We start from the raw sequence: 25,147 nt of genomic DNA, 5'->3' as shown, positions 1-25,147 counted from the left end.
CCACGTCTGAATTACGATAGCAGGTCAAACTTTGTCGAAAACCGGACAACGCCATGAGCATCCCCGTCGTGCACCACACCCTGCCCCTGCCGGACTGCTTCGATCCCACGCCCGAGCGGCCCGTGACGCTGACGGCGCGCGACCTGGAGGCGGCCGACAACGTGGCGCCGCACACGCACGTCTTCGGCCAGCTGACGTATGCGCGCGAAGGCGTGATTCGCCTGAACGCGGCCGGCAGCAGCTGGATCGTGCCGCCGTCGCGCGCCGTCTGGACGGCGCCCGGCGTCGTGCACGAAGTGACGGTGCTCGAACCCGTGCGGCTGCGCCCCGTGCGCATCCACGCCGCGCGCACGCCGTTCCCGGGCGAGGATTGCCGCGTGCTGGACGTGTCGACCCTGCTGCGCGAGCTGATCCTGGCGCTGGAGCAGATGCCGCAGCTGGAAACGTCGCCCCGCGCGAGCTTGTTGTCGGAGCTGATGCTCGACGAGCTGGCCCGCGCGCCCGCGCTCCCCATCCGCGTGCCGCTGCCGCGCGACAAACGCCTGCAAAGCCTGTGCGAGCGCCTGCTCGACGCGCCGGGCGCCGCGCACACGCTGGCGGATTGGGCGCGCCACGTCGGCGCGTCCGAGCGCACCCTGGCGCGGCTGTTCGAAAAAGAACTGGGGATGAGTTTCGGCCAGTGGCGCCAGCAGGTGCGCCTGGCGCACGCCGCGCCGCTGATCGCGCGCGGCATGCCGCTCGCGCGCGTGGCGGAGGAACTGGGCTACACGAGCCAGTCGGCCTTTTCGCACATGTTCAGGAAGACGTTCGGCTGTTCGCCGTCGGCGTTTTTCGCGCAGCGGTGAGCGGCCGCCGGATCAGGCGCCGAGGCGCCGTTCCAGCCCGGCCCGGACATCCGGCCAGTCGAGGTCCGTCACGGCGAACAGCACGCTGTCGCGCACGTGCCCCGTCCACGTGACGCGTTCGCGCCGCAGCACGCCTTCGCGCACGGCGCCCAGCCTGGCGATGGCCGCCTGGCTGCGCACGTTGCGCGCGTCCGTCAGCAACTGGACGCGGCGCGCGCCGCCGGCGAACGCGTGGGCGAGCATCAGGTACTTTGCTTCTGCGTTGACGAGGGTCGAGCGCGCGTCCGGATGCAGGAAGGTGCCGCCGATCTCGACGCACCGGCCAGGACGATTGATGTTCAGGAAGCTGGTGGTGCCGACGACGGCGCCCGTCGTGCGCCGGCGGATGGCATACGCGATCCAGCCGCCTTGCGCAATCCGGTCGGTGACCGTGTTCCACCACGGGTCGAAGTCCGCGCCCTGCCCGTTCACCGCGAACAGCCGCCACGCGTCGGGATCGCAATCGAGCGCAGCCCGGATCGGCTCGCGCAGCGCGTCGACGTACGGCTCCAGCCGCACGTGACGGCCTTCGAGCGCGATGGGATGCAGGGTCAGCGGATCGGCATTCATGGGTTCCATGATAGCAGAATGGCAAAACGAAACGGCCGCGCCCGGAGGCGCGGCCGCATGCGCGACAGACCGGCGGATTAATGGATGGCCGGACGCGTCGCGCCCTTGCCGGCAGCGGCGCCGGCGCCCTGCCCTTGATAGGCCTGCGCGGCCCGGTGGGTATCGGCGTATTCCCTGAAGCTGGCGATCTTGCCGCCGGCGACGCGGATGACGTGGCACCAGTCGCTGCCGTACTCGGCGCCCGTGGCCTTGACGGTGAACGTGCCGTGGCCGAGCACGACGACCTGGTCGTCCTGGCCGATGAAGCGGTCGGCCCTGAATTCGCGCGTGTCCTGGCAGTCCGCCAGGACGCGGAAGAAGTCGGCCACCTGGCTCACGCCGTGGCGTTTGCCGGTGAACGGGATGCCTTCCACTTCGGGCAGCTCCCATTCGATGTCCTGCGCAAGCAGGCCGAGCAGGCGCGGGATGTCGCCTTTGTCGTACGCGTCGTACGCCTGTTTGAGCAGGCCGATGTTTGCTTGCTCGTTCATGATCCTCTCCATGAAAGTCGATGATCGGACTTTCAGTATCGCCGTCGAAAAGAGGATTGCAATGGTGGCCGGGCAAAAGCGCGAATCAAGTCGTCACGCTGAACGGCACCCCGACGTCGCTCCACGCCGCCGCCTCTTTCTCGAACCAGGCGGCCACGGTCGGATGCTGGTTCAGCCAGCCGCGCGGCGTCTCGATGTCGATCCGGCCCTTCATGCGCAGGCGCACGGCGTCGACGTCGGCGTCCACGCGCGCATGCATGAACACGGCCGCCAGGCGCAGCGCCAGCACGGCCTTCGCCAGGTCGGGCACGCCCAGCACCTCGCGCACCTTGCGCAGATTGCCCTTCTGGCCCAGGACGATCAGGCTCATCAGCCGTTGCTCGCGCGCCGTGAAGCCCGGCAGGTCGGCGTGTTCGACGATGTAGGCGGCGTGCTTGTGCGCGCCCGTGTGCGAAATGGCCTGCCCCACCTCGTGCAGCATCGCGCTGCGCAACAGGTGGTGGACGACGCCGTCGTCCTGCGGCGCCAGCTTGTCGAACAGTTTCTTGGCGATGGCGGCCGTGCGCGTCGCGCGCTGCGTGTCGACGCCGAAGCGGCGCATGCAGTCCTGGATGGCCAGGTCGCGGCGGTCGCGGCGGGTGGCGCGCAGTTCGAGGTCGGACAGTACCCCGAGGCGCAGGCCGGCGTTGATTGCCGTCATGGCGGGCGCGCCCAGTTCCTGCATCACGCCGATCAGGATGGACAGGCCGCCCGTCATCACGATCACGCGCTCGCGTTTCACGCCCGGCAGGTCGAACGCGTCGACGTGGCCGAGTTCGACCAGCTTGTCGCGCAGCGCCAGCAGGCTCGCCAGCGACATCGTGCCGTCGCCCAGGCGGTTACGCGAAATCACTTCGTGAATCGCGCGCATCGTGCCCGAGGAACCGTAGACGGCATCCCAGCCGTGCTCGCGATACTGATCGGCCAGGTCCTCGAAGCGGGCGCGCGCGGCGTTCACGGCCGTCTCGAACGCGTCCGCACTGATGTGGCCGCCACGGAAATACGCGGCGCTCTGCGGATGCGTGCCGATGCTGAACGATTCGACCAGATGAATGTCGTCGCCGTGCGCCGCGATGACTTCGGTGGAGCCGCCGCCGATGTCGATCACGAGCCGCCGCTCGGGACGCCGGCCCAGCGCGCGCGCCACGCCCATGTAGATCAGGCGGCCTTCCTCTTCGCCGGAGATGATCTCGATGGGATAGCCGATCGCCTCTTCCAGCCGGGGCAGCACGGCCTCGGCGTTGCTGGCCACGCGCATCGTGTTGGTCGCGACGACGCGCACGGCGTCGAGGTGGAACTGGCGCAGGATGCCGCTGAAATCGCGCAGCGTGCGCAGCGCCGTCTCGACGGCCGCCTCGGACAGCGCGTTGTCCGGGCCGAGCCCGGCCGCGAGGCGGATCGGGTCGCGCGCCGTGCGCACGATGTGGATCTGGCCCGCGATCGGCTCGCCGATGTGGAGGCGGAAGGAATTGGAGCCGAGGTCGACTGCTGCGTACATGGATGCGAACGGATGAAGTGGCGTTGACGGCAGTATAGCGGGCGCGCGGCCGGGGGCGCCTTCCGTTACGCGATGTATCTCCGCCATCAGCGCAGCGCCTCGGTCAGCGCACGCCCTTCCGCGCCCGCCGGACGGCGCACGTGCAGGATCTGCGCGAGCGTCGGGGCGATGTCCACGACTTCCGCATAGCCGGCCTGTTCGCCCGGGCGGATCCAGCGCTTGCCCATGATCAGCAAGGGCACGGACGTGTCGTACTGCCACGGCGTGCCGTGGCTGGCGCCCGACGTCCCGCTGGAAAAGATCGTGTACGGCGTCGTCACGACGAGCAGGTCGCCGGACAGCTGGCGGTTCCACGCCCGCTGCATCAGCGTGCCCAGGCGCGACTTGGCCGCGACGCCCTGCGCCAGCTGCGTGCGCGTGAACACTTCCGAAATGCCCGGCTGGGCCAGCAGGAAGCGCGCGGCGGCATTCTCCACGTCGGCCCGCGCGAGGCCGCGGCGCTCGATGGCGGCGTAGTCGAGATGGATGTCGGGCAGCAGGGACGTCTTGACCAGGTTGGCGGTGCCGAAGCGCTCGGCCAGCGCGGCGTCCAGGTTCGCCAGCAGCGTCTTCGGGTTCACGCGCAGCGCATCCATATGCCGCGCCTGCGCGAACTCGGCCGTGTTGGCGAAACCGTGGTCGGCCGTCAGCACGACGAGGACGTTGTCCATGCCGACGCGCTTGTCGAGGAACGCGAAGAACTGCGCGATCTGCCGGTCGACCTGCTGCAGGTGGTCGTGCGACATGCGGCTTTCCGGGCCGTACGCGTGGTTCACGTAATCGTGGCCGGACAGGCTGATGCCAAGCAGGTCCGTGGCGCCCGTCGGGTTGTTGCCCAGCTGCTCGCCGTCGACGGCGGCCTCGGCGAATTCCAGCGTCAACGCGTCGACGACCGGGCTCTTCTTGAGGCGCAGATAGTAGTCGGGGGCCGGCTTGCCGATCTCGCTGTAGAACGTGAACGGGAAGCGGTTCGGGTTGCTCGGCGTCGCCTCCGGGTACGGGACGTCGTCCGCATAGGCCTTGTCGTCCAGCAGGGGCTTCCACGACTTGGCGTAGTAGCGGTCCTGCGGCCTGGCGGCACGGAAGCGCTCGGCCCAGGCCGGATATTTGTCCATGTAATAGGTACTGCTGGCAAAGTCGCCCGTCTTGTCCATGTACATGTACGCCGTGCCCGTCTTGCCGGCCAGCAGGATGGCGCCGCGGTCCTTGCCGGAGACGGTCACGACCTTGCTGCGGTTGCCGGTCGCGTAGCGCAACTGGTCGCCCAGCGTGTCCACGCGCAGGTTCGCGGGCGACGTGCCGTCGTGCGCATCCGTGTCCTCGTCGATGTAGTGGTAGCGGGTGTCCTCGGTGCAATAGACCTGCCGGCCGTCCGCGGCGATCCAGTTGTTGCCGATGATGCCGTGGCGGTAAGGATACGCGCCCGTCAACACGGCGGAATGGCCCACGGCCGTGACCGTGATGCCGTGGGCCTGGTGCGCATCCGTGAACGACGCGCCCTGCTCCAGCAGGCGGCGCAGGCCGCCGGGGCCGAACTGGCTGCGGTAGCGCTGCACCTGTTCGGACGGCAGGCCGTCGATGACCATCACGACCACCAGCTTCGGCGGTTTCACCTGCGCGACGGCGTGGCCGGCGGTCGCCGGCTTGACGCTGTCCGCGGCGGGGGCCGGTGCGGGCAGCCACAGCACGGTGCACGCGATCAGGGTGAGCGAAGTCTTCAGCCAGGTGGAGCGCATGCGGTCGGCCTTTCTGTCGGGTTGTTATTGCCAATCGTACATTGTATGAAGGCTTAATGTCAGTGCCGTGACAGAAGCCGTTGCACGTCGCCATCAACCAGCGAAGTGCGCGGCCAGCCCCAGCTCGCGGAAACGCTCGACGACGAAATCGACGAACACGCGCGTCTTGGCCGGCAGCAGCCGCCGGCTCGAATAGTAAAGGAACAGCGGGCCCGTCTCCGCATACCAGTCGGGCAGGATGCGCACGAGGCGTCCGTCCGCCAGCAGCGGGCCCGCGTGCGGTGTGGGCAGCAGCGCGATGCCGAGTCCCGCCGCCGCCGCGTGCGCCATCGCTTCCGGATCGTCCAGCACGGCCACGGGCCGGCATTCGTAGGGCGCGACGCCGCCCGCGTCGTCGCGCAGGGTGAGCGTCTGCAGGCGCCCCGTGCGGATCGACCGGCGCGCGATACCGTCGTGGCCGGCCAGGTCGTCCGGATGACGCGGCGTGCCGTGCGTGGCCAGGTAATCGGGCGCCGCGCACAGGACGATGCGCACCCGCGCCAGCTCGCGCGCGACGACGCCCTGCGGCAGCTCGACGCCGCCGCCGATGGCGACGTCGAACCCTTCCGCGATCAGGTCGACCTGGCGGTTGTCGAAGTGCAGGTCGGGCAGGACCTCGGGATAGCGGCGGCGGAATTCCGCCAGCATCGGCACGAAATGCATGCGCCCGACGGCCGGCGCCAGCGCGACCTTGAGCGGTCCGGCCGCGTGATTCGCGCCCTGGCGCACGACGGCCATCGCATCCTGGATGCGGTGCCACGGCTCCGCCACCTCGCGCAGGAACTGTTCTCCTTCTTCCGTCAAGCTCAACTTGCGGGTGCTGCGGCGGAACAATCGCACGCCGAGGCTCGCCTCCAGCCGTGCCACGTTCTTGCTGACGGCCGCCGGCGTGAGGCCGAGCCAGCGCGCGGCGGTGGAAAAGCCGCCGTCCTCCGCGCTATGGATGAAGGAATCGAGGTGGACGAATGCGTCGTTCATGGCCGATTTTTAACTCGCAGTTGAAAGTCTTGTGCATTTCTCCCCGCTAGTTTCAACGGAGAGTTGGAATGATACTGCACGCATCGACCACCCAAACGCATGGAGCAGATCATGGCAACGACCCAACTGGAACACAAAGTCGCCTTCGTCACCGGCGGTTCGCGCGGCATCGGCGCGGCCATCGTGGAACGTCTGGCGCGGGACGGCGCGGCCGTCGCCTTCACCTATCAAGCGTCGGACGCCGCCGCGCAGGCCCTGGCGGGCCGCATCGAAGCGGCCGGCGGCCGCGCGCTCGGCTTGCGCGCCGACGCGGCCGATCCGCAGGCGCTGGCGGCCGCCATCGACGCCGCCGCCGACAAATTCGGACGGCTGGACATCCTCGTCAACAACGCGGGCATCTTCCTGGGCGGGCACGTGACGGAATTCCCGCTCGCGGATTTCGACAAGACGATCGCGGTCAACCTGCGCGCGGTGTTCGCCGCCACACAGGCGGCCGTGCGGCACCTCGGGGACGGCGGGCGCGTCATCAACATCGGCAGCACGAACGCCTTGCGCATGCCGTTCGCCGGCGCCGCCGTCTACGCGATGAGCAAGTCGGCGCTGACGGGCCTCGTGAAAGGGCTGGCGCACGACCTGGGCCCGCGCGGCATCACCGTGAACAATGTCCTGCCGGGGCCCGTGGACACGGACATGAACCCGGCCGACACGGACTTCGGCAAATCGCTGCACGCCTTCATGGCCTTGCCGCGCCACGGACGGCCACAGGAAGTCGCCGCGATGGTGGCGTGGCTGGCGAGCCCGGAAGCCAGCTTCGTCACGGGAGCAGATCTCGCCGTCGACGGCGGCTTCGCGGCCTGACCAAATTCGGGGTCAGAGCATATTTTTCCGCAAATTCGGGGTCAGAGCACTTTTCCGTACGATGCGCGTAAGCGACATGTTTTCGTTGATGACGGAGATATTCGTCGTTAAACGATCACGGCATCGACGAAAATGCCCGCAAAACCTGTCTTCGAAAAGGGCTCTGACCCCGAATTTTGCTAAATCCGTGCTCTGACCCCGAATTTTCAGTCGATCGGCGCGACGGATTCGCGCACGACGAGGTTCAGGTGCGGCACCTCGATGTCGAGCGTCTCGTGCCCGATCATCTTGACGATCGCACGGCCCAGGCATTTGCCGACGTCGAACAGTGGCTGGCGCACCGTGGTCAGCGGGGGCGTCGTGTACATCGAGCTGTGCAGGTCGTCGAAGCCGATCACGGAGATGTCTTCCGGCACCCGGATGCCGCGCCGGTACAGCGCCAGGCGCGCGCCGTACGCGGTCAGGTCGTTGGCGCAGAAGATCGCGCTGAAGCGCTGCTTCGATTCCAGCAAGCGCTCCACGGCCAAAAGACCGCCCGATTCCTGGAAGTCGCCGCCGATGATCAGTTGCTGCTGTTCCTTGATGGCGTGCTTGGCCAGCGTGTCACGGTAGCCGGCCAGGCGCGCCAGCGCGTCCTGGTGGTCGGACGGGCCCGTGATGAACGCGATGTTGCGGTGCCCCTGCGCGATCAGGTAGCTCACGGCCTCGCACGCGCCCCAGTAATTGTCGAGGCAGAAGCCGTACGCGCGCGGCGCGCTCAGGTCGCGGCCGAAGGCGACGATGGGCACGCGCTGCGACAGTTTCAGGATCTGCGCATCCTTCAATTTACCGCTCAGGATCACGAGGCCGTCCACGCGCCGCGCGATGAGCAGCTCGATGCGCTCGGCTTCCTCGTCCGCATGCCAGTGGCCGGACACGATCAGCGGCGCGTAGCCCGTGCCCTGCAGCGCCTCGTCGATGCCCGCCATCGCGTCGGCGAAGTAGCCGGACACGAGCGACTGCGTCAGCACGCCGATCGTGCGCGAGCTGCCCGTCTTGAGGTTCTGCGCCAGCACGTTCGGCTTGTAATTGAGCTTTTCGATGACGCTTTCGATGGCCTGGCGCTTTTCTTCCGACACCTTGGCGGTGCCGTTCAGGAAGCGCGAGACCGTCGCCGCCGACACGCCCGCCACACGGGCGACCTCGTGGACGGTGACCATCTGCGAGCTACTGGAATCCTTTTTCATGCGTTTCGGCCTGCTTCATCGACACGGCAATTGCCGCGAAGCTCGTGAATATACACCAGGACATGCCGCTTTGATATGGCCCTGCTGCTTGCAGGGAAAAAATCTATTTGACACCCGGGCAATGGCGCATGTACGATGAAATCGATTTCAAAAAAGTTTTAAATTACAACGACCACGATCCAAGCATCATGACCGACTCCATCCGTTTTCCCTCCAACTTCACGTGGGGCGTCGCCACCAGCGCCTTCCAGATCGAAGGCGCCTTTGACGCCGACGGCAAGGGCCTTTCGATCTGGGATACGTTCTCGCACAATCCCGCCAACATCGTCGACGGCAGCAACGGCGACGTCGCGTGCGACCACTACCACCGCTACCGCGAGGACGTCGCCCTGATGGCGTCGCTGGGCGTGGACGCCTACCGCTTCTCGATCGCGTGGAGCCGCGTGCAGCCCACCGGCAAGGGCGCCTGGAACGAACCGGGTTTCGATTTCTACACGCGCCTGCTGGACGCGCTGGACGAACAAGGCATCGCCGCGCACATCACGCTGTACCACTGGGACCTGCCGCAAGGCCTGCAGGATGACGGCGGCTGGATGTCGCGCGATACGGCGCATCGCTTCGCCGACTACGCCGCCGAAGTGGCGCGCCGCTTCGGCAACCGCGTGGCCAGCATCGCCACCCACAACGAACCGTGGTGCACGGCGAACCTCGGCTACGGCAACGCGCAGTTCGCGCCCGGCGTCGCGGACAAGAAACAGGCGATCCAGGTCTCGCACCACCTGCTGCTGTCGCACGGCCTGGCCATGCAGGCGATGCGCGCCGTGCAGCCGTCCTGCATGCTCGGCATCGTGCTGAACCAGTGGACCGCGGAGCCGGCGACCGACACCGACGCCGACCGCCGCCTGGCCGCACTCGAATGGGCCAATTCCATCGAGTGGTTCATGGACCCGATCTTCAAGCGCCGCTATCCCGCGCTGTCGCTGGAGGCGCACGGCGCCAACGCGCCGGACGTGCACGCGGGCGACTTCGACATCATCGCCCAACCGCTCGACTTCCTCGGCGTGAACTACTACCGCCGCGAAGTGCTGAGCGCGGAAGTCCCGCCGCGCAAACCCGAAGGCGGCATGGGCTTCACGGACATGGGCTGGGAAATCTACCCGCAGGGCCTCACGGACCTGCTCGTGCTGCTGAAAAAGGAATACCCCGACCTGCCGCCGGTGTACATTACGGAAAACGGCATGGCCTCGGTCGACAAGGTCGAAGGCGGGCAGGTCGACGACGCGCAGCGCCTGGAGTACGTACGCACCCACCTCGAGGCCCTGAAGGCCGCGATGGACGCCGGCGTCGACGTGCGCGGTTACTTCCTGTGGAGCCTCATGGACAATTTTGAATGGAATTCCGGCTATGAAAAGCGGTTCGGCATCGTCTACGTCGACTATGCCACGCAGCAGCGGACCCCCAAGGCGAGCGCGCTCTGGTACCGCGATTTCATCGCCGGCCAGCGCAACGCGCTGCGCGCAGCCTGACGCGGGCGACAGACCCGAGGAGACCGAGGAAACATGAGGGACAACATGGATGATACGCTTTTCGGCGGCGCCCGCCTGCTGGCCGACATCGGCGGGACCAACGCCCGCTTCGCCCTGCAGCGCGGCCCCGGCCGCATCGAAGAAATCGCGACGCTTGCCTGCGCCGCCTACCCGACGTTCACCGACGCCGTGCGCGCCTACCTGGCCCGCCACCCCGGCGCCGCGCGCGAAGTGCGCCACGCCGTGATCGCGATCGCGAATCCGGTCGAGGGCGATTTAGTCAAGATGACCAACCACCACTGGCAGTTCTCGATCGATTGCGCCCGCCGCGACCTCGGTCTCGACACGCTGCTCGTCGTGAACGATTTCGCCGCGCTGTCGATGTCCGTACCCGGCCTGCCGGACGCCGACCTCGAGCAGGTCGGCGGCAGCCTGGGACGGCCGAACGCCGTGATCGGCCTCGTGGGCGCGGGCACGGGCCTCGGCGTCGGCGGCGTCATCCCCGAGGGCGGCCGCTGGACCGTGCTGCCCAGCGAAGGCGGCCACGTGGCCTTTTCGCCGTCGAACGCGCGCGAACAGGCGGTCCTCGCCTACTGCTGGACGAAATGGGACCACGTGTCGGCCGAGCGCCTGATCTCGGGTCCGGGCCTGGCGACGATCCACGAGGCGCTGTGCGCCATCGACGACGTCGCAGGCGAGCCGCTCGAACCGGCCCAGGTGGTCGAGCGCGGCCTGGCGGGCGACAAGGTGTGCGCGGAAGTGCTGGACATCTTCTGCGGCGCGCTCGGCACGATGGCCGCGAACGTGGCCGTCACGCTGTGCGCGCGCGGCGGCATCTACATCGGTGGCGGCGTCGTGCCGCGCCTGGGCGAGTTCTTCGCCAAGTCGTCGTTCCGCGCCCGCTTCGAGAACAAGGGCCGCTTCTCCGAGTTCTGCAAGCAGATCCCGGTGTACGTGATCCACGCGCCCTACCCCGCCCTCGCCGGCGCCGCCGCGATGCTGGACCAGCAACTGGCCGACGCCCGCGCCGCGGCCCAGCACGCCCCGATCGATTCCGTCACGGCGGCGAACCATGCGCACGCCTGACCGCATCCGCCACCCCCTGTTGTGGGTACCCACCGGGTACTTCACGATGGCGATGGGCTACATCATGCTGACGAGCGTCAGCTCGATCATGTTCAAGAACATCGGCATGGACAACGCGCGCGCCGCCGCGTATTCCAGTCTACTGGGCATCGCCTACACGGCCAAACCGCTGTTCGCGCCGTTCGTCGAGATGTACCGCACAAAGAAATTCTTCGTGCTGCTGATGCAGGTGCTGATCGCGTTGGGCTTCGCTGGCGCCGGGCTGGCCATGAGCCTGCCTAACTGGATGGTGCTGATGCTGCCGCTGTTCTTCCTGATGTCGTTCATCGGCGCGACGCAGGACATCGCCAGCGACGGCGTGTACGTCACGTCGCTCGACACGCGCACGCAGGCGCTGTACTGCGGCGTGCAGAGCCTGTCGTGGAACGTGGGACCGATCGTGGCGTCCGGCTTTCTCGTCTACCTGAGCGGACGCCTGCACACGGAAGTGTTCCACCATGACCCGAAGGTGTTCGGGCCGGACTGGATGGACGCGTGGCGCGTGATCTTCTTCATCGTCGCCGCGATCGTCATCGTGATGGCCGCCTGGCATGCGCGCGTGATGCCCGAGGGCGCGCGCGCGGAAAACACGCCGACCAGCGTGCGCGGCGCCACCGGCATCCTGTGGGATTCGTTCGTCACCTTCTTCCAGAAACGCGACGTGTGGAAGATGATCGCCTTCGCGTTCCTGTTCCGCTTCAGCATCGGCATGCTGGACAAGATCGGTCCATTCTTCATGGTCGACTCGGCCGCGAAGGGAGGACTCGGCCTCTCCAACGAGCAGTTGGGGATCATCTACGGCACGTGGGGCCTGACTGCGGTGCTCGTCGGCTCCCTGCTGGGCGGCATGTTCGTCGCCAAGCGCGGCCTAAAGCGCACGCTGTTCATCCTGTGCTGCGCCGTCAACATCCCCAACCTGACGTTCCTCGCGATGAGCATCGCGCTGCCGTCGGACGCGTGGACCATCGCGGCCGGCGTCATCATCGAGAAGTTCTTCTTCGGCTTCGGGTCGGTAGGCTACATGATCTACCTGATGCAGCAGCTCGCGCCGGGCAAGTACACGACGACGCACTACGCCTTCGGTACGGGCCTGATGGGGCTGTGCATGATGGTCACGGGCACGATCAGCGGCGTGCTGCAGGAATACCTGGGCTACGTCAGCTACTTCGTCGCCGTCATGATCGCCACGATCCCATCGTTCCTCGCCACGTGGTTCGCGCCGTTCCACCACGACGACGGCATGGGCGCCGGCAGCGGCAGCGCCAAGGGCGCGCCGGCCGCCAACGACGCGGATGTGAGTCACCGCGCGGCCTGAGAACCAGGCCGTCAGCTTCCGGCCGGGCACTGCCCGGCCTTTTTTTTTTGAAATTCGGGGTCAGAGCATTTATTTCTTCAAATTCGGGGTCAGAGCAAATTTCGGATCAATGTTTCTGAACGCAACGAATCCCGACGAAAAGCGCTGAACCGCCATATGGACGAGCGGCACGCATCGTTTTTCCGGATTCGTTTGCCTCGAAGATCGTTCCCCGAAAAGTGCTCTGACCCCGAATCTGGCGAAAAATGTGCTCTGACCCCGAATTTGCGGGCGGTCAGCCGTTGCCGGACCGCCGCACGGGATGAGATCGTATATTGGCAAGCCGTCACATACGCGTAGAATGGTTACAAAAGGAAGTCCGGCGACGTCACGATTGCCCGCACGCATGACTCGACGACGCGGGCTCGGACCGGCACATGATCATTCAACGAACAAATCGGTACGTCAATATCGCCGCAGCCATCAGCATCGCCGTGCTGCTTGCCGGCATTTCCACGCTGGCAGCCGGCATCCAACGCACGGCCGCGTCCTGGCGCTGGGTCAACCACACGCGGGAAGTGCTGCAGCACGTGCAGGAGATGCAAAGCCTCGTCAACGAGGCCGATGCGCTGCAAAAATCGTTGCGGCTGGACTACAACCGCCGCGACGATTCGGATTTCCAGATCCGGCTCACCGCGCTGCCCGAGGAAGTCCGGCTATTGACCGAACTGACCGCGGACAATCCCGTCCAGCAGCGGACGCTGACCGACCTGCGCCGCCTGCTGGACGACTATACGCGCAACCTGCGCACGGGCCTCGTGCGCGCCGCGCCGTACCCCGACCGGGACGCCGAGCGGGACCTGCGCCAGACGATCACGGCCCGGCTCACCGCGCTGCAGGGCGAGGAAGAACGCCTGCTCGTGCTGCGCGACGCGGCCGTCGCCACCGATCGCGCCCAGACCATCGCGGCTGCGGGCGCCGTCTCCGTGCTGGCCATCGCGCTGCTGTTCTTCGTGCGCGCGATGGCGCGCCGCGACGCCGCCTTTCTCGCGGCGCAACGGGCCAATCTCGACACGACGCTGCGCAGCATCGGCGAAGCCGTGATCGCCGTCGACGCCACCGGGCGCATCCGCTTCATGAACCGCGTGGCCGAACAGATACTGGGTTGTGAGGAGGCGCAGGCCCGGGGCCAGTTGTTGACGACCGTGTTCCGGATCGCGCGGTCGGACGCGGACGACGGCGCGCTGGCGGCCGCGCTGCGTTCGGCCCTGCGCGAACGGCAGGCCGTGGCCGGCATCCAGATCGCCGGCAGCACCCCGTCCGAGCCGGAGCGGATGCGCAACTGGCTGCTCAACTGCCAGCCGCTCGTCGTCGACGACGAGGTGCGGGGCGCCGTGATGAGCATACTGGACGTGACCGATCTGAAGCGCGCGCAGCGCGATCTGCGCGACGCCAACCTGCTGCTCGAGCGACGCATCCAGGACCGCACCGAACAGCTGGCCGAGGCCAATATGGAATTGCGCGCCTTCGCGCACACGATCGCGCACGACCTGCGGGCGCCGCTGCGCAACGTCCAGGGCTATGCGGCGGCGCTGCTGGAAGACGAAGGCGAGGCGCTGAGCGACACGGGCACCCGGTTCCTGCGCCGCATCGTGTCCGTGAGCCAGCACATGGACCGGCTCGTGACGGACCTGCTGGCCTACAGTCAGCTGTCGCGCGCCGAACTGCGCCTGCAGAACGTCGACCTCGACCACGTCGTCCAGCTGGCGCTGGGCGACATGGAGACGCAGATCGGCACCAGCCGGGCGCGGATCGAATGCGTTTCCCCCCTGCCCGCCGTGCTCGGCCACGAAGCCGTCCTCGTGCAGGTCTTCGACAACCTGATCGGCAATGCGCTCAAATTCGTGGCGCCGGGCGTGGCGCCCCAAATTCGCATCGACGCGCGCGTGGACGGAGACATGGTCGTCGTCCACGTCTCCGACAACGGCATCGGCATTCCCGAGGACCAGCGCGAGCGTGTGTTCGACGTGTTCGCGCGCCTGCACGGCGAGGAGCAGTACCAGGGCACGGGCATCGGCCTCGCGATCGCGAAGAAGGGCGTCGAGCGGCTCGGCGGCAGCATCCACGTGGAGCCGGCACCCACCGGCACCGTGTTCCGCCTGTGCCTGCAGCGGCCGCGCCGGCAGACGGCGCCGGCCGCCGCGCCCGTGCATGCGCCGCCGGTCGCGTGAGCTTCGCCGGAGGTGCCCGGCCGGGACGACGGCCGGCAATCCCGGCGCCGTCCGATGATTTTTTCCTGGCGACCGATATCGGGTTCGGTATCGCGTATGTCGGTTAGTTGCATCCTTTTCGATTCCCGGCGCCATGCGCCGCGCGAAATGCCAGCAATTACAAGCACTTATCCGCTCGACGCGCAACGCCTGTCGCCACGGCCGGCGGAACACCGCTATTTTGACAGCGCTACCACGCATGCCCTACATTGCCGGATGACCTGCACGCCACCGGACTACACATGACCACACGCCCGCCTCGCCTCGCCCTCGCCTTCGTTGCCGTCTGCACCGCCGTCGCCTGCATGCACGCGGGTGCACAACTGGAACCGCGCCCCGCCACGGGCCTGTCGACCAAGACCTGGACGCCCGACAACGGCAACGGCACCTTCACGAATCCGCTGTTCTACGACGAATTCTCCGACCCCGACCTCATCCGCGTGGGCGACTGGTTCTATTTGACCGGCACGACGATGCACGCGATGCCCGGCCTGCCCGTCCTGCGTTCGCGCGACCTCGTGAACTGGGAATTCCTGAGCTACGCCGTCGACAAGCTGGACTTCGGCCCGGCCTATCATCTGGAAGACGGCAAGAACATCTACGGCCAGGGTATCTGGGCGCCAAGCCTGCGCTACCGGAACGGCACCTTCTACATCTTCAGCAACGTGAACGGCCGCGCCACGCAGATCTTCACGGCCGCCGATCCGCGCGGCCCGTGGACGCGGCGCGAAATGAAGCGCAGCCTGCACGACCTGTCCGTCCTGTTCGACGACGACGGCAAGGCATGGGTCGTATGGGACCACCAGCGCATGCGCATCGCCCAGTTGACGGACGACCTGACCGACATCGTGCCGGGCACCGAGAAGGTTTTATTCACGCGGGACGCCGGCATGGGCGAAGGCGCGCACTTCTACAAGATCAAGGGCAAGTACTACATCCTCTCCGCCAATTACGCGGGCGGTTTCCGGATGCCGGCCGCGCGGGCGGACAGAGTGGACGGCCCGTACGAAGTGAACCGGGCCATCAGCAAGGATGAAGACTACGGCATGGCCAAGGGGTACCGCCTGAAGGACAACAAGACGCTTGAGGCCATCGTGCCGCCCGATCCGTCCGCGCGCAACGCCGACTCGCTGCACCAGGGCGGCATCGTGCGCACGCCGGGCGGCGAATGGTGGGGCTTCTCGATGCAGGACTTCAATTCGGTGGGCCGCCTCTTGAGCCTCGCGCCCATCACCTGGAAGGACGGCTGGCCGTATTTCGGCCTGCCCGGCAACCTGGGACGCAATCCGCGCACGTGGGTCAAGCCGAAGACGGCCGCGCCCTCCCCGATCGCCGTGCCGTACGCGCGCAGCGACGATTTTTCCGCCAGCCGGCTGCAACCGGTCTGGCAGTGGAATCACGTGCCCGTCGACGGCCAGTGGTCGCTGACGGAACGCCCCGGCTTCCTGCGCCTGCACGCACTGCCGGCCACGTCGTTCTGGCAGGCCCGCAACAGCCTGACGCAGCGCGCCATCGGCCCGCGCTCGTCGCCCACGGTGACGCTGGACGCGGCGGGCCTCGCGGACGGCGACGTCGCCGGCCTCGCCCTGCTGAACCTGCCCTACGCCACGCTGGGCGTCGAAAAAACCGGCGCCGGCCTGCAGCTCGCGCTGTACGACCAGGCGCGCGCGAGTACCGTGCGCGTGCCGTTGCCGGCCGGCGCCACACGCGTGATGCTGCGTGCGGACTGCGACTTCCTCACGGAGCAGGCGCGCTTTTCCTGGTCGACGGACGGCCAAACCTTCACGCCCATCGGCGAACCGTTCACGATGGTGTTCCAGCTGACGACGTTTCAGGGCGTGCGCTATGCCCTCTTCGACTACAACCAGCTCGGCAAGCCGGGGGGCCACGCGGACTTCGACAGCATCGACGTCTACCAGCCGAACCCGCACGGCCTGATGCGCGCGATACCGTACGGCCAGCGCATCCGGCTGGCGGAATGGAAGACGGGCGCCGCGTTCGCGCCCGGTGCGGGCAAGCCGGCGCCGTTCATAGTCCGCGACATGGGTCTCGGACGCGTCGCGCTACAGGCCGGCGCGGCGTTCGTGAGCGTGGATGCGCAGGGCGGCGTGGGCCTGCGCAAGGGCCGGCCGGGCAAGGCCGCAAGTTTCCAGTGGATCGAGACGCCGACGGGAGAACTCGTGCTGATGTCGCTCGCGACGAACCGGTTCCTGCGCGTCGATCCGGCCACGCATGCGATCCGCGCCGACAGCCCGGGGCCGCTGCCGGACGGCAGCGACGGCGTGCGTTTCACGTGGACGCCGGCCGCGAACGACTGACGCCGGAAAAAAAGGAGCGGCCACCGGGGCCGCTCCGTCAAAACCGGGCCAATGCCAGCCGGCCCGGGAGACACAGGATCAGAACGACGTGCGCAGCGACATGGTGTAGCTGCGGCCCGGCGCGTTCTCGTCGAAGATCGCGTTGGTGAACTGCGTGTAGTTCTGGCTCTTCGCATTGTTCACGTTCCAGACGCTGAGCGTCAGGTCCGTGTTGTGGCGGAACCCGAACACCTTCTGCAGGTTCAGGCCGGCCGACATGTCCACCTGCGAGCGCGACGTCGAATACGCATAGACACCCGCACCGAGGCCGGTGCCGGTGTTGCTGATCAGGCTCGCCGTGTACTGGCGCGACACCCGCAGGTTCACGCCGTTGCGTTCGTAGTAGACCGTCAGGTTGTTGGTCCGCGGCGGCACGCCGGCGACGGGCGGCGCCCCCACCACTTCATCCGTCTGCTTCGTGTAGGTGTAGTTGCCGGTGAAGCCGAAACCCTTGACGGGCAACATGTCGAGCGGCTGCTGCCACGTGAATTCCAGGCCGCGTACCTTCAGCTTCGTGTCGATGTTGTACGGTTCGCTGATGATCACGTGCTTCTGGTCGCGCCCCCCGGCCGCGTCCACCGCCGCCTGCTGCGCGGCCGTCAAGCCCACCGTGCCGTAGATCTGGTCCAGCTGCGCCAGCGTGTAGTCGATGTAGCGTGTGCCGGGACGGCTGACGATGTCCTTGGCGAAGCCGGACAGCGCCACGTAACCCTCGCGGCTGAAGTACCACTCCAGGCTCAGGTCCAGGTTGTTCGCCTTGAACGGCTTGAGGTTCGGGTTCGACACCTGGCCCTGGTTCACGCCCTGGTCGCCGATGAACAACTGCGTCTGGTGCAGATCGGCCGGATTGGCGCGGGTCAGCGATTTGGAACCGGACACGCGCGCGATCAGGTCGTGCAGGACGTTGTACGACACGGTGAACGACGGCAGGATGTTGTGGTACTTGGTCGACTCGTACGCCCAGGCCTGCTGGTTCAGGTAGCGGCCGCCGTTGGCGAGGCTCTGCGCCGCGTTGCGCGGATCGGCCACGCTCTGCGGCGCGCCGATCGTCTGTTCCGTCTGGGCGTAGCGCACGCCCGCGTTGTAGCGGAACGTGCGGCCGAACACGGGCACCTTGCCGTTCGTCTCGACGTAGAATGCCTTGACCTTTTCGCGCAAATAGCCGCCGCCGGTCGTGGGCACGTCCGCGATGTGGTCGCGGAAGTACTGGTAGTTGGTGTCCTTCGCAAACTTGTCCCAGTCGACCGTGATGAAGCCGTGGTCGCTCGCGTGCACGTACTTGGCCAGGTCGGCGTTCGTCACGGCGGAGCCGAGGTAGACCAGCTGGTTCGTCGCGCCGGCCGTCGCGCCGGTGCCGTAGCCGGGATACACGGTCGACGCGACGGGCCCCGGCTGGAAGCGGCCGTCGCATGTGCCCTGGAGCGCCGTGTTCGGCGCCATGAACGGATAATTGACGTTGTTGCCGCACGTGAGATTCATCCACGCGTCGGCATTGTTGTAGTCCGTGTAGCGGCGCTCGATGTCGTCGAACGCGCCGCCCACCTTGATGGCGAACGCGTCGTCGCCCCAGTTCAGGTTCAGGCGCGAGCCCTTCGTCGTATTGCGGCGCTGGTACAGGTCCGTGCGCAGGCCGGACAGGCCCTGCCCCGCCTGATACCAGCCGAAGGCGCTCGGGTCGTTGACGTCGATATTGCTCGTCATGACCGGAATCTGGCCCGGATTGGTGTTGCTGTACTTGACGACCGAGGACGGCGACGTCGTCGCCACCAGCACCGTCGGCATGTCGCGATAGAACTCGCTGTCGGTGTAGTTGACGTGGCCGTCGATCGTCAGCTTCTCGGTGGGGCGGTATTCGAAGCCCGGGTTGATGCTGCGGAAGTGCGTGTTCTCCTTCATCGGGCGGAACTCGAGCGACCAGAACGTGTTGGCGAGCGTCGCGTTCGTGATCGTGCAATAGGCGGAGCAATCGCTGCGGTCGAATTCCATGCCGATGGGGATCGGCGTGTTCGCGCGCATGCCGACGTTCATGTCTTCCTGCGTCATCTTGTTGCCCTTCTGGGCGAACAGCGTGTCGAGGTAGACGTCCCACTGGTCGTTCGGCTGCCACTGGAAGCTCAGTACCTCGCCGCGGCGGCGGCGCTCGCCCGAGTAGACGAGGTAGCGCGGCAGGCGTCCCATCAGGCCGTTGTCGATCTGCTGGATGGTGGCGCCGGGATTCAGCGCCAGCAGCATCGCGCGGTCGATCGGCGCGCCCGGCGTCAGCACCGACTGCGCATACGCAGGCAAGGCGGACATCGGGACCCCGCTCGGCACCGTGGCCGGGCTGTTGAAATAATCGCCCGGCAGCGCGGCCGGGTCGGACGCGTTGCGCTGGTTCGCGTTCAGGCGGAATGTGCGCATGTCGACGGTCTGGAACACGTCCGTGTGGTATTTCGTGTTACCCCATGCGAAACCGGCCAGCGCGCCGACCTTGCCGAACCGCGTATTCCACGTGTTGCTGACGAGACCAGAACCCGTGTTGCCCCACTTGCCGTCCTTGTCGCGGTAATTGCCGCTGGCCGTGAAGGCCGAGCGGAAGCCCGACTTGTCGAACGGGCGCACGCTGCGCATATTGACCGTGCCGGCCACGCCGCCTTCGATGATGTCCGCCTGCTGGCTCTTGTACACGGTGGCGCTGCGGAACAGTTCGGACGGCAGGAAGTCCATGTCCACTTCGCGGTTGGCGCTGATGTTGCCGCCCCAGCTGCCGGCCGACGCCGACGCCATCGGCGCGCCGTTCAGCAGCACGCGCGTGAACGCCGGGCCCATGCCGCGGATCGAGATGTTCATGCCTTCGCCGTCGATCGAGGCGCGGGTCACGGTCACGCCCGGCACGCGCGACAGGGCGTCGGCGATGTTCGGATCGGGGAACTTGCCGATGTCTTCGGAAAACACGGTATCGGTCAGGCCGTTGTTCTCGCGTTTCTCGTTGGCGGACAACGCCAGCGAGCTGCGGAAACCGGTGACGGTGACGGTCGGCGCGACCGTCGGCTGGTTGCCGGCCGCCGCGGCGGTGTCCTGCGCCCAGGCGTTCGACACGAGGCCGGACAGGATCGTCAATGCGTACATTTCGCGGCAATAAGGTGCGCGGCGCCGTGCGGCGCCATTCCAGGGTTGCTTCATTTGTCTCCTCTCGTCTTGTCGGATGGCCTCGGGGCCTTTTTGGTCTTGCGTGTGGAGGTCGATGCGGTGATTCGGTCGGTTTTTCGGCTGAACGGTTCTCCCGGTGCGGGTTGCTGGACGATCGCCCCGTCCGCTCTAACACCAAATGTTATGCGATAACATTTCTCGGCGCGGCGCGATCACGACCGCTCCGGCAACAACGTCTCACCCGAATCGGGCGAAATCGTGGCGCCGGAGCGGTTTGTCAAGTATGACGTCTGACATCTAGGTAACATACTTCAGCAAATATCACCGAACCAATAATTTTTTTATCGTGAGCGATATCGGAACTTATATCGGTGACTTCCCTTCACTCTCGGCGCTCTGGTGGATTTGCTATCCGCTACCACAAAATTGCTGTTAGGGGTGTTATACGATAACAACACATAGGATGTCTGACATTATTCGCCGTGCATGACGAGACGATGTGAGGGGGAAGTGCGGATGCGTGACCGATTCGGCGCGTTGAGCGGCACGACCGGCGAGCAATAAAAAACGCCGTTCCCGACATGGCGGGAACGGCGTTCAGGAGGAGCGGAACAGTGTTACTTGCCCACGACTTTCACGAGCGTCGGCAGATTCTTGGCCAGGTTGGCGTCGCCACCGCTGGCCGACAACTTGCCGGCACCGTCGTTCCAGTGCAGGCGCGTCGTGGTGCCCTTGCCTTTTTCGTAGTCGTACGACACGCCGTCGTCGTCGTACAGGTCGAACGTGGCGTCGCGGCCCGGATAGACCTTCACCTGGGCGATGCCCTGCTTCGTCGCCGTCGACTGGATCTCCGTGCCGAACGGGACGATCGAACCGGCCTTCACGAACACCGGGATGTGGTCGATCGGCGCCGCCACCTTGACCCACTGGCCGCCGGCCACCTTCTCGTCGGTCCAGAAGTTGTACCAGTCGCTGCCCGCCGGCAGGTACACGTTCTTTTCCGTCTGGCCCTGCTCCGTCACCGGCGCGACGAGGAACGCCGGGCCGAACATGTATTCGGTGCCGATGTCGGCGACGTTCGGATCGTGCGGGAAGTCCATCCACAGGGCGCGCATGAACGGCGCACCCGTGTCGTGCGTGAACTTGGCCTGGCTGTAGATGTACGGGATCAGCTGGTAACGCAGCGTGTCGTAGCGGGCCATGACGCCTTCCGCCTGCTTGCCGAACGCCCAGATTTCGGTGCGCTTGCGGTCGCCGTGCAGGCGCAAGGTCGGCAGGAAGGTGCCGTACTCGAACCAGCGCGTCAGCAGTTCCGGATAGTCGCTGTAGCCGCCGACGACGTCGCGGGCGTCGGACGGATCGAGCAGCGGCGGCTTGACCGCGTTCGTCGTCGACGGCAGGCTCTGCCAGCCGCCGATGTCGTTACCCCACAGGGCGATGCCGGACGCCGTCATGTTCAGGCCCGTCGGGATCTGGCGCTGGAGCGCTTCCCACGTCGGGAACACGTCCGACGACCAGAACAGCGCGCCCGTGCGCTGCGAGCCGAGATAGGCGGCGCGGGACAGGATCAGCACGCGCTTGTTCGGCTTCCACGCCCGCATATTGTCGGCGAAGCCTTCCACGTGCAGCAGCGGGAACAGGTTGTGGTAGCGGTCGCCCGAACCGATCGAATACTGGAAGCCGTCCGGAACGAGGTCCGGTTCGGTCTCGTCCAGCCACGGATAGTCGAAGCCGTGCGACAGGACGTTGTCGCGCGATTTCTCCCAGAACCACTGGCGCGCCTTCGGATTCGTCGCGTCGATCAGGCCGCCGGTGCGGTCGGAACGGAACGGCAGGCCGTCGACGGTCTTGCCGTCCTTGTCCTTGAGCAGATAGCCCTTCCGGTCCAGCTCATTGAAGTAGCGGCCGGCCGTTTCGAAGCGCGGCCAGATCGACACGATCGACTGCATCCCCATGTCGTGCAGCTTCTTGTTCATGCCGTCCGGATCCGGGAACTCGGCCGGGTTGATGTCCATCTGGCCCATGCGGGTCCAGTAAAACCAGTCGACGACCATCACGTCCAGCGGGTATTTTTTCTGGCGGTAGGTGTTCGCGACGTGCAGCACTTCGTCCTGGCTGGCGTAGCGCGCCTTCGACTGGATCAGGCCGAACGCGGCCTTCGGCGGGATCGGGGTCTTGCCCGTCACGCGCGCATAGCCGGAATAGATCTCGTCCGACGTCTTGCCCGTGATGACGAAGAACGACACGCGCTCGCCCACGTCGGACTGGAAGCTCGTGCGGCCGTTGATGGCGGCCACGAAGCGCGTCGCCGACGGGTTGTCCCAGACGATGCCATAGCCCTTCGACGACACCATGAACGGCACGCACACGGTCTCGCCCGCCGGGGCGTCGTACCAGTGCTTGCAATCGAGCGTGCGGCCGCGCAGGTCCAGGGGGCCCCGCGATTCCTGGTTCTGGCCCATGCCGTAGTAATGCTCGTCGCGGCCGACCGCGAACGAAGCGCCGATCTGGTACGTCTTCTCGCCGGAGACGGTATGCGGCGACATCTCCCAGCCCGTCATGTTGAGGATCTGCTCGCCCTGTGCGTTCTTGACCTGCAGGCCGACGGGCGCCAGCGACGGCGCGAAGTATTTTTCCGGCTGGCTCGGCGTGTGGGGCGGCGGCGCCGCGTTCACGTGCAGCGTCATGCCGCTGGACGTGAACGTGTCGCCGTCGTTGCCCGCCGTGTGGCGGAACGCGGCGTTGTCGGCGTTCTTCGCCAGGATGCCGTAGCCCGGGCCCTTGAGGACTTCGGCCTTGTCGACGGCGATCGTCACGTGGACGACGTTCGGGCCGTACGCTTCCACCGTCACCCAGGCGCCGTTGCGGTCCAGGGTGGTCAGCGGAGCGGCAAAGGCCGCGGGTACGATGGCGAGCGCCGATGTTAGCGCAATCAGCGTGCGGTGCAGGGTAAGTCTCATCCAGTCCTCTATCGCAGGGGGTGAATCGGGCGACGCGTTGCGCGCGGCGGCACCGGGCCGGGGAGACTGTCATGACGGGCCGTATGGCCCGCTGCCGCGCGTGGCGGACGGGGTGGGATCGTCTCATCGGCACGTTACCTGCCGATGGCGGCGGCGTGCGCGTTATAGTTGAAACGGTATTGTCGCTGTTAGCGGTCACATGTGCAATCGCTAAAATCTCCAAAGCAAGGAAAATATTGCTTGCTACACGCTACCACCGCTCACATCGTGGCGGCAGCGTCGCGTGGACGAGGAAGACTTGCAGCGCGGCGAGCATGTGTCCGTGCAGGACATCCAGGTCGGCGTCATGCGCATCGTCGTATTGCCGCTTGCCGTCTGCGGCGACGACACCGGGCAGGCCGAGGTGCCCGGCCATGTCGATCTGGAAGTACGCGCAATCGCCATACGGCCGTTTGCCGTCGACGAAAGGCAAAGGCCAATACGGCCCGTCGAGCGGCTCGGTGCGCCAGTTGAAGTGTTCGAGGAGGACGGCATGGCGTTCGTCGAATGCGAACGTGCCGTCGTCGGCGACGCCCCAGTCCGGATCCGCGAACGCGTCGAGCATGTCCGCGGGCAGCGAATAGCGGCCGGGCGCCAGCGAGGCGCCGCCGGCACAAAGGCGCGGGACGATCGCCCCGACCTCGGTCAGCGTCCGCGCGAGCAGGGCCTCGTCCCGGATCCCCAGCACCGTCGCGGCATGGCGCCGGGTCCCACGGCGCCAGCCGAACGGAAACTCGGGACTCAGGCCGGGCGCACCGGATTCGATGAGCACCCATGAGACTTGCAGTGCCCTGATGACGGCCACGTGCGACGGCGTCAGTTCAATGGGCCCGCGCGTGGCCAGCGTGGCGGCGATCGTCGGCTTCTGGCGCGCGAGGAAGAGTTCCTCGGCGCGCTCCAGCCGCCTGTCGCGCAACGGAAAAATGGGGGTGTCCATGGTCGTCACAGCCGATCCGGCAGCGTCGTGGCGGGCGTCAGCTTCGGTTCGTCGAGAAGCTGGGCTTTATAGACCATGAGATCGTCGTCGTCGATGTCGAAGCGTTCGAGCCACTGCTCGGCACGCCAGCCTGTCAGCCGAGGCTCGCCATCTTTGGATGCGAAGTGTAGGCCGACTTTCGGCGCCCGCACTGGTTGGAAAAGCCTATTCGGCAGTACGAAACGAGCGGGCCTGGGCCGGTCGCTCGGCGCGGCCTCGGGTGAAGGTCCGGCCTGAATGACAATGCCCGCACCGTAGTCGTACAGCGCGAACCAGTCCATCGGCAGTTCCGAACGGATCGTCGACAAGCCGCCCACCATCTCGACCATCTCGTAGTTGACGGCGGTCAGCCACGATACGGTCTTGATGCCTTCGTGGGCGGTTCGAGAGGCACTGACTTGGTCACCGACGTCCAGCCCGCTCAGTTTTTCGGAGAGATAGGCCTCGAAAGGCTGATTGTCGCCTTCTCGTACCACCGATAATATCAAACCGTGTCCCGCATATCCATGAATGGCATCGAGACGACGGGCGAAGCTTACGAACATAGCCTGGAAGTCGACGGGATGGTCTTCAAGGTGCAGCAGGGGCATGCTGAAGCGCAAGGACGAAGTCCCGCGCACGATCATTTTCGCTTCCCAACCGCGCCGGCCAAACACCTGGAACTCCCATTCTCCGGCATCGTGCGGCTGCTCGCCGCTGACGTACGCGAAGCTGACCAGGTCATCCTCATCCATCCGCTTCATCATGTCGCGCATCGGCTTGACCTTGGCGTAGGCGATTTTGTCGGGCCCTTCCGGAGGTTCGGAACGCCAGAGCCACGTCAAATATCTTTTGGCAACCGCCTCATATTCGTCGAAGCAGGCACAAATGGCTTCGCGCACCTCAGGCAAGTGAGCATCGTTGAAGAACAGCGTGCCGCTGACAGCCGGAACGCTGCCGACATTATTCTGCGCGCCTTGCTTGGTCAGCAGGCCGCCCGGAACACGCATTTTCTGGGGATGCTTCCGCATCAATTCAACTGGATCGAAAGGCAGATCAGTCATGGTCATTCCTTAAAATGCCGGCGCCGGAACG

Annotated in this window: 17 protein-coding genes; 7 read left to right on the top strand and 10 right to left on the bottom strand. The window is 66.4% G+C overall.

Annotated elements, in window-relative coordinates; translation table 11 throughout:
• Window positions 1-53: 53 nt before the first annotated feature.
• Window positions 54-845 carry an AraC family transcriptional regulator gene (locus ISF28_RS10780; protein ID WP_198117173.1) on the top strand — a complete coding sequence of 264 codons (792 nt, stop codon included), beginning with the start codon at window positions 54-56 and terminating at the stop codon, window positions 843-845.
• A 12-nt stretch (window positions 846-857) separates the two neighbouring features.
• On the opposite strand, the gene ISF28_RS10775 is transcribed toward ISF28_RS10780, so the two are convergent.
• The 5 genes from ISF28_RS10775 to ISF28_RS10755 form a co-directional block, all read right to left on the bottom strand.
• On the bottom strand, window positions 858-1,454 hold the full coding sequence (locus ISF28_RS10775) for a GNAT family N-acetyltransferase (protein ID WP_198117172.1): 597 nt from the start codon (window positions 1,452-1,454) through the stop codon (window positions 858-860).
• A 77-nt stretch (window positions 1,455-1,531) separates the two neighbouring features.
• Complete coding sequence (locus ISF28_RS10770) at window positions 1,532-1,984, bottom strand: nuclear transport factor 2 family protein (RefSeq protein ID WP_198117171.1); 453 nt, start codon at window positions 1,982-1,984, stop codon at window positions 1,532-1,534.
• A gap of 85 nt (window positions 1,985-2,069) precedes the next feature.
• Entirely contained in the window at window positions 2,070-3,521 is a 1,452-nt protein-coding gene (locus ISF28_RS10765; RefSeq protein ID WP_198117170.1) for a Ppx/GppA phosphatase family protein, read from the bottom strand.
• Between the two features lie 86 nt (window positions 3,522-3,607).
• A complete protein-coding gene (locus tag ISF28_RS10760; protein WP_198117169.1) occupies window positions 3,608-5,296 on the bottom strand; it encodes an alkaline phosphatase family protein in 1,689 nt (562 codons plus the stop codon).
• A gap of 93 nt (window positions 5,297-5,389) precedes the next feature.
• Window positions 5,390-6,313, bottom strand: coding sequence for a LysR family transcriptional regulator (locus ISF28_RS10755; protein ID WP_198117168.1), 924 nt, complete (start codon window positions 6,311-6,313; stop codon window positions 5,390-5,392).
• A gap of 111 nt (window positions 6,314-6,424) precedes the next feature.
• Here ISF28_RS10755 and ISF28_RS10750 point away from each other — a divergent pair, with 111 nt between their 5' ends.
• Window positions 6,425-7,171 (top strand): SDR family oxidoreductase, encoded by a 747-nt coding sequence (locus tag ISF28_RS10750; protein ID WP_198117167.1) that lies wholly within the window; start codon window positions 6,425-6,427, stop codon window positions 7,169-7,171.
• Window positions 7,172-7,377: 206 nt separating this feature from the next.
• Here ISF28_RS10750 and ISF28_RS10745 read toward each other — a convergent pair whose 3' ends face one another.
• Window positions 7,378-8,397, bottom strand: coding sequence for a LacI family DNA-binding transcriptional regulator (locus tag ISF28_RS10745; protein WP_229518995.1), 1,020 nt, complete (start codon window positions 8,395-8,397; stop codon window positions 7,378-7,380).
• Between the two features lie 188 nt (window positions 8,398-8,585).
• Here ISF28_RS10745 and ISF28_RS10740 point away from each other — a divergent pair, with 188 nt between their 5' ends.
• The 5 genes from ISF28_RS10740 to ISF28_RS10720 all read left to right on the top strand — a co-directional run bounded on the left by ISF28_RS10740 (window position 8,586) and on the right by ISF28_RS10720 (window position 16,930).
• Window positions 8,586-9,923, top strand: coding sequence for a GH1 family beta-glucosidase (locus ISF28_RS10740; protein ID WP_198117166.1), 1,338 nt, complete (start codon window positions 8,586-8,588; stop codon window positions 9,921-9,923).
• A 45-nt stretch (window positions 9,924-9,968) separates the two neighbouring features.
• Window positions 9,969-11,009, top strand: coding sequence for a glucokinase (locus tag ISF28_RS10735; protein ID WP_229518994.1), 1,041 nt, complete (start codon window positions 9,969-9,971; stop codon window positions 11,007-11,009).
• Window positions 10,996-12,363: an MFS transporter gene (locus ISF28_RS10730; protein ID WP_198117164.1), complete on the top strand. Its 1,368-nt coding sequence runs from the start codon at window positions 10,996-10,998 to the stop codon at window positions 12,361-12,363. The genes ISF28_RS10735 and ISF28_RS10730 overlap by 14 nt, the downstream gene beginning before the upstream one ends.
• Window positions 12,364-12,779: 416 nt before the next feature.
• A complete protein-coding gene (locus ISF28_RS10725; protein WP_198117163.1) occupies window positions 12,780-14,573 on the top strand; it encodes a sensor histidine kinase in 1,794 nt (597 codons plus the stop codon).
• A 281-nt stretch (window positions 14,574-14,854) separates the two neighbouring features.
• The gene (locus tag ISF28_RS10720; RefSeq protein ID WP_198117162.1) at window positions 14,855-16,930 is read left to right on the top strand and encodes a glycoside hydrolase family 43 protein; all 2,076 of its coding nucleotides are present in this window, start codon (window positions 14,855-14,857) and stop codon (window positions 16,928-16,930) included.
• A 78-nt stretch (window positions 16,931-17,008) separates the two neighbouring features.
• Here the strand turns inward: ISF28_RS10720 and ISF28_RS10715 are convergent, their stop codons facing one another.
• From ISF28_RS10715 to ISF28_RS10700, 4 genes are all read right to left on the bottom strand, one after another.
• Window positions 17,009-20,131 (bottom strand): TonB-dependent receptor, encoded by a 3,123-nt coding sequence (locus tag ISF28_RS10715; RefSeq protein ID WP_198117161.1) that lies wholly within the window; start codon window positions 20,129-20,131, stop codon window positions 17,009-17,011.
• 584 nt (window positions 20,132-20,715) lie between these two features.
• Window positions 20,716-23,058 carry a glycoside hydrolase family 31 protein gene (locus ISF28_RS10710; protein ID WP_198117160.1) on the bottom strand — a complete coding sequence of 781 codons (2,343 nt, stop codon included), beginning with the start codon at window positions 23,056-23,058 and terminating at the stop codon, window positions 20,716-20,718.
• 250 nt (window positions 23,059-23,308) lie between these two features.
• The gene (locus ISF28_RS10705; RefSeq protein ID WP_198117159.1) at window positions 23,309-24,034 is read right to left on the bottom strand and encodes a hypothetical protein; all 726 of its coding nucleotides are present in this window, start codon (window positions 24,032-24,034) and stop codon (window positions 23,309-23,311) included.
• A gap of 5 nt (window positions 24,035-24,039) precedes the next feature.
• Window positions 24,040-25,116, bottom strand: a complete 1,077-nt coding sequence (locus tag ISF28_RS10700) for a type VI immunity family protein (RefSeq protein WP_198117158.1) — start codon at window positions 25,114-25,116, stop codon at window positions 24,040-24,042.
• Window positions 25,117-25,147: the final 31 nt, after the last annotated feature.

The sequence above is a fragment of the Massilia rhizosphaerae genome, from assembly GCF_016093545.1.
GTDB classification, from domain to species: domain Bacteria; phylum Pseudomonadota; class Gammaproteobacteria; order Burkholderiales; family Burkholderiaceae_D; genus Telluria; species Telluria rhizosphaerae.
Note: the sequence above shows the minus strand (reverse complement) of the source record. Positions and strands in the feature narration are given on the sequence as shown.

What these genes read in the sequence shown, in the direction of transcription:
- ISF28_RS10740 (WP_198117166.1), top strand. Translation starts at nt 8,586, where the DNA reads ATGACCGACTCCATCCGTTTTCCCTCCAACTTCACGTGGGGCGTCGCC.
- ISF28_RS10735 (WP_229518994.1), top strand. Translation starts at nt 9,969, where the DNA reads ATGGATGATACGCTTTTCGGCGGCGCCCGCCTGCTGGCCGACATCGGC.
- ISF28_RS10725 (WP_198117163.1), top strand. Translation starts at nt 12,780, where the DNA reads ATGATCATTCAACGAACAAATCGGTACGTCAATATCGCCGCAGCCATC.
- ISF28_RS10775 (WP_198117172.1), bottom strand. Translation starts at nt 1,454, where the DNA reads ATGAATGCCGATCCGCTGACCCTGCATCCCATCGCGCTCGAAGGCCGT.
- ISF28_RS10745 (WP_229518995.1), bottom strand. Translation starts at nt 8,397, where the DNA reads ATGAAAAAGGATTCCAGTAGCTCGCAGATGGTCACCGTCCACGAGGTC.
- ISF28_RS10765 (WP_198117170.1), bottom strand. Translation starts at nt 3,521, where the DNA reads ATGTACGCAGCAGTCGACCTCGGCTCCAATTCCTTCCGCCTCCACATC.
- ISF28_RS10705 (WP_198117159.1), bottom strand. Translation starts at nt 24,034, where the DNA reads ATGGACACCCCCATTTTTCCGTTGCGCGACAGGCGGCTGGAGCGCGCC.
- ISF28_RS10760 (WP_198117169.1), bottom strand. Translation starts at nt 5,296, where the DNA reads ATGCGCTCCACCTGGCTGAAGACTTCGCTCACCCTGATCGCGTGCACC.
- ISF28_RS10750 (WP_198117167.1), top strand. Translation starts at nt 6,425, where the DNA reads ATGGCAACGACCCAACTGGAACACAAAGTCGCCTTCGTCACCGGCGGT.
- ISF28_RS10700 (WP_198117158.1), bottom strand. Translation starts at nt 25,116, where the DNA reads ATGACTGATCTGCCTTTCGATCCAGTTGAATTGATGCGGAAGCATCCC.
- ISF28_RS10715 (WP_198117161.1), bottom strand. Translation starts at nt 20,131, where the DNA reads ATGAAGCAACCCTGGAATGGCGCCGCACGGCGCCGCGCACCTTATTGC.
- ISF28_RS10770 (WP_198117171.1), bottom strand. Translation starts at nt 1,984, where the DNA reads ATGAACGAGCAAGCAAACATCGGCCTGCTCAAACAGGCGTACGACGCG.
- ISF28_RS10780 (WP_198117173.1), top strand. Translation starts at nt 54, where the DNA reads ATGAGCATCCCCGTCGTGCACCACACCCTGCCCCTGCCGGACTGCTTC.
- ISF28_RS10730 (WP_198117164.1), top strand. Translation starts at nt 10,996, where the DNA reads ATGCGCACGCCTGACCGCATCCGCCACCCCCTGTTGTGGGTACCCACC.
- ISF28_RS10755 (WP_198117168.1), bottom strand. Translation starts at nt 6,313, where the DNA reads ATGAACGACGCATTCGTCCACCTCGATTCCTTCATCCATAGCGCGGAG.
- ISF28_RS10720 (WP_198117162.1), top strand. Translation starts at nt 14,855, where the DNA reads ATGACCACACGCCCGCCTCGCCTCGCCCTCGCCTTCGTTGCCGTCTGC.
- ISF28_RS10710 (WP_198117160.1), bottom strand. Translation starts at nt 23,058, where the DNA reads ATGAGACTTACCCTGCACCGCACGCTGATTGCGCTAACATCGGCGCTC.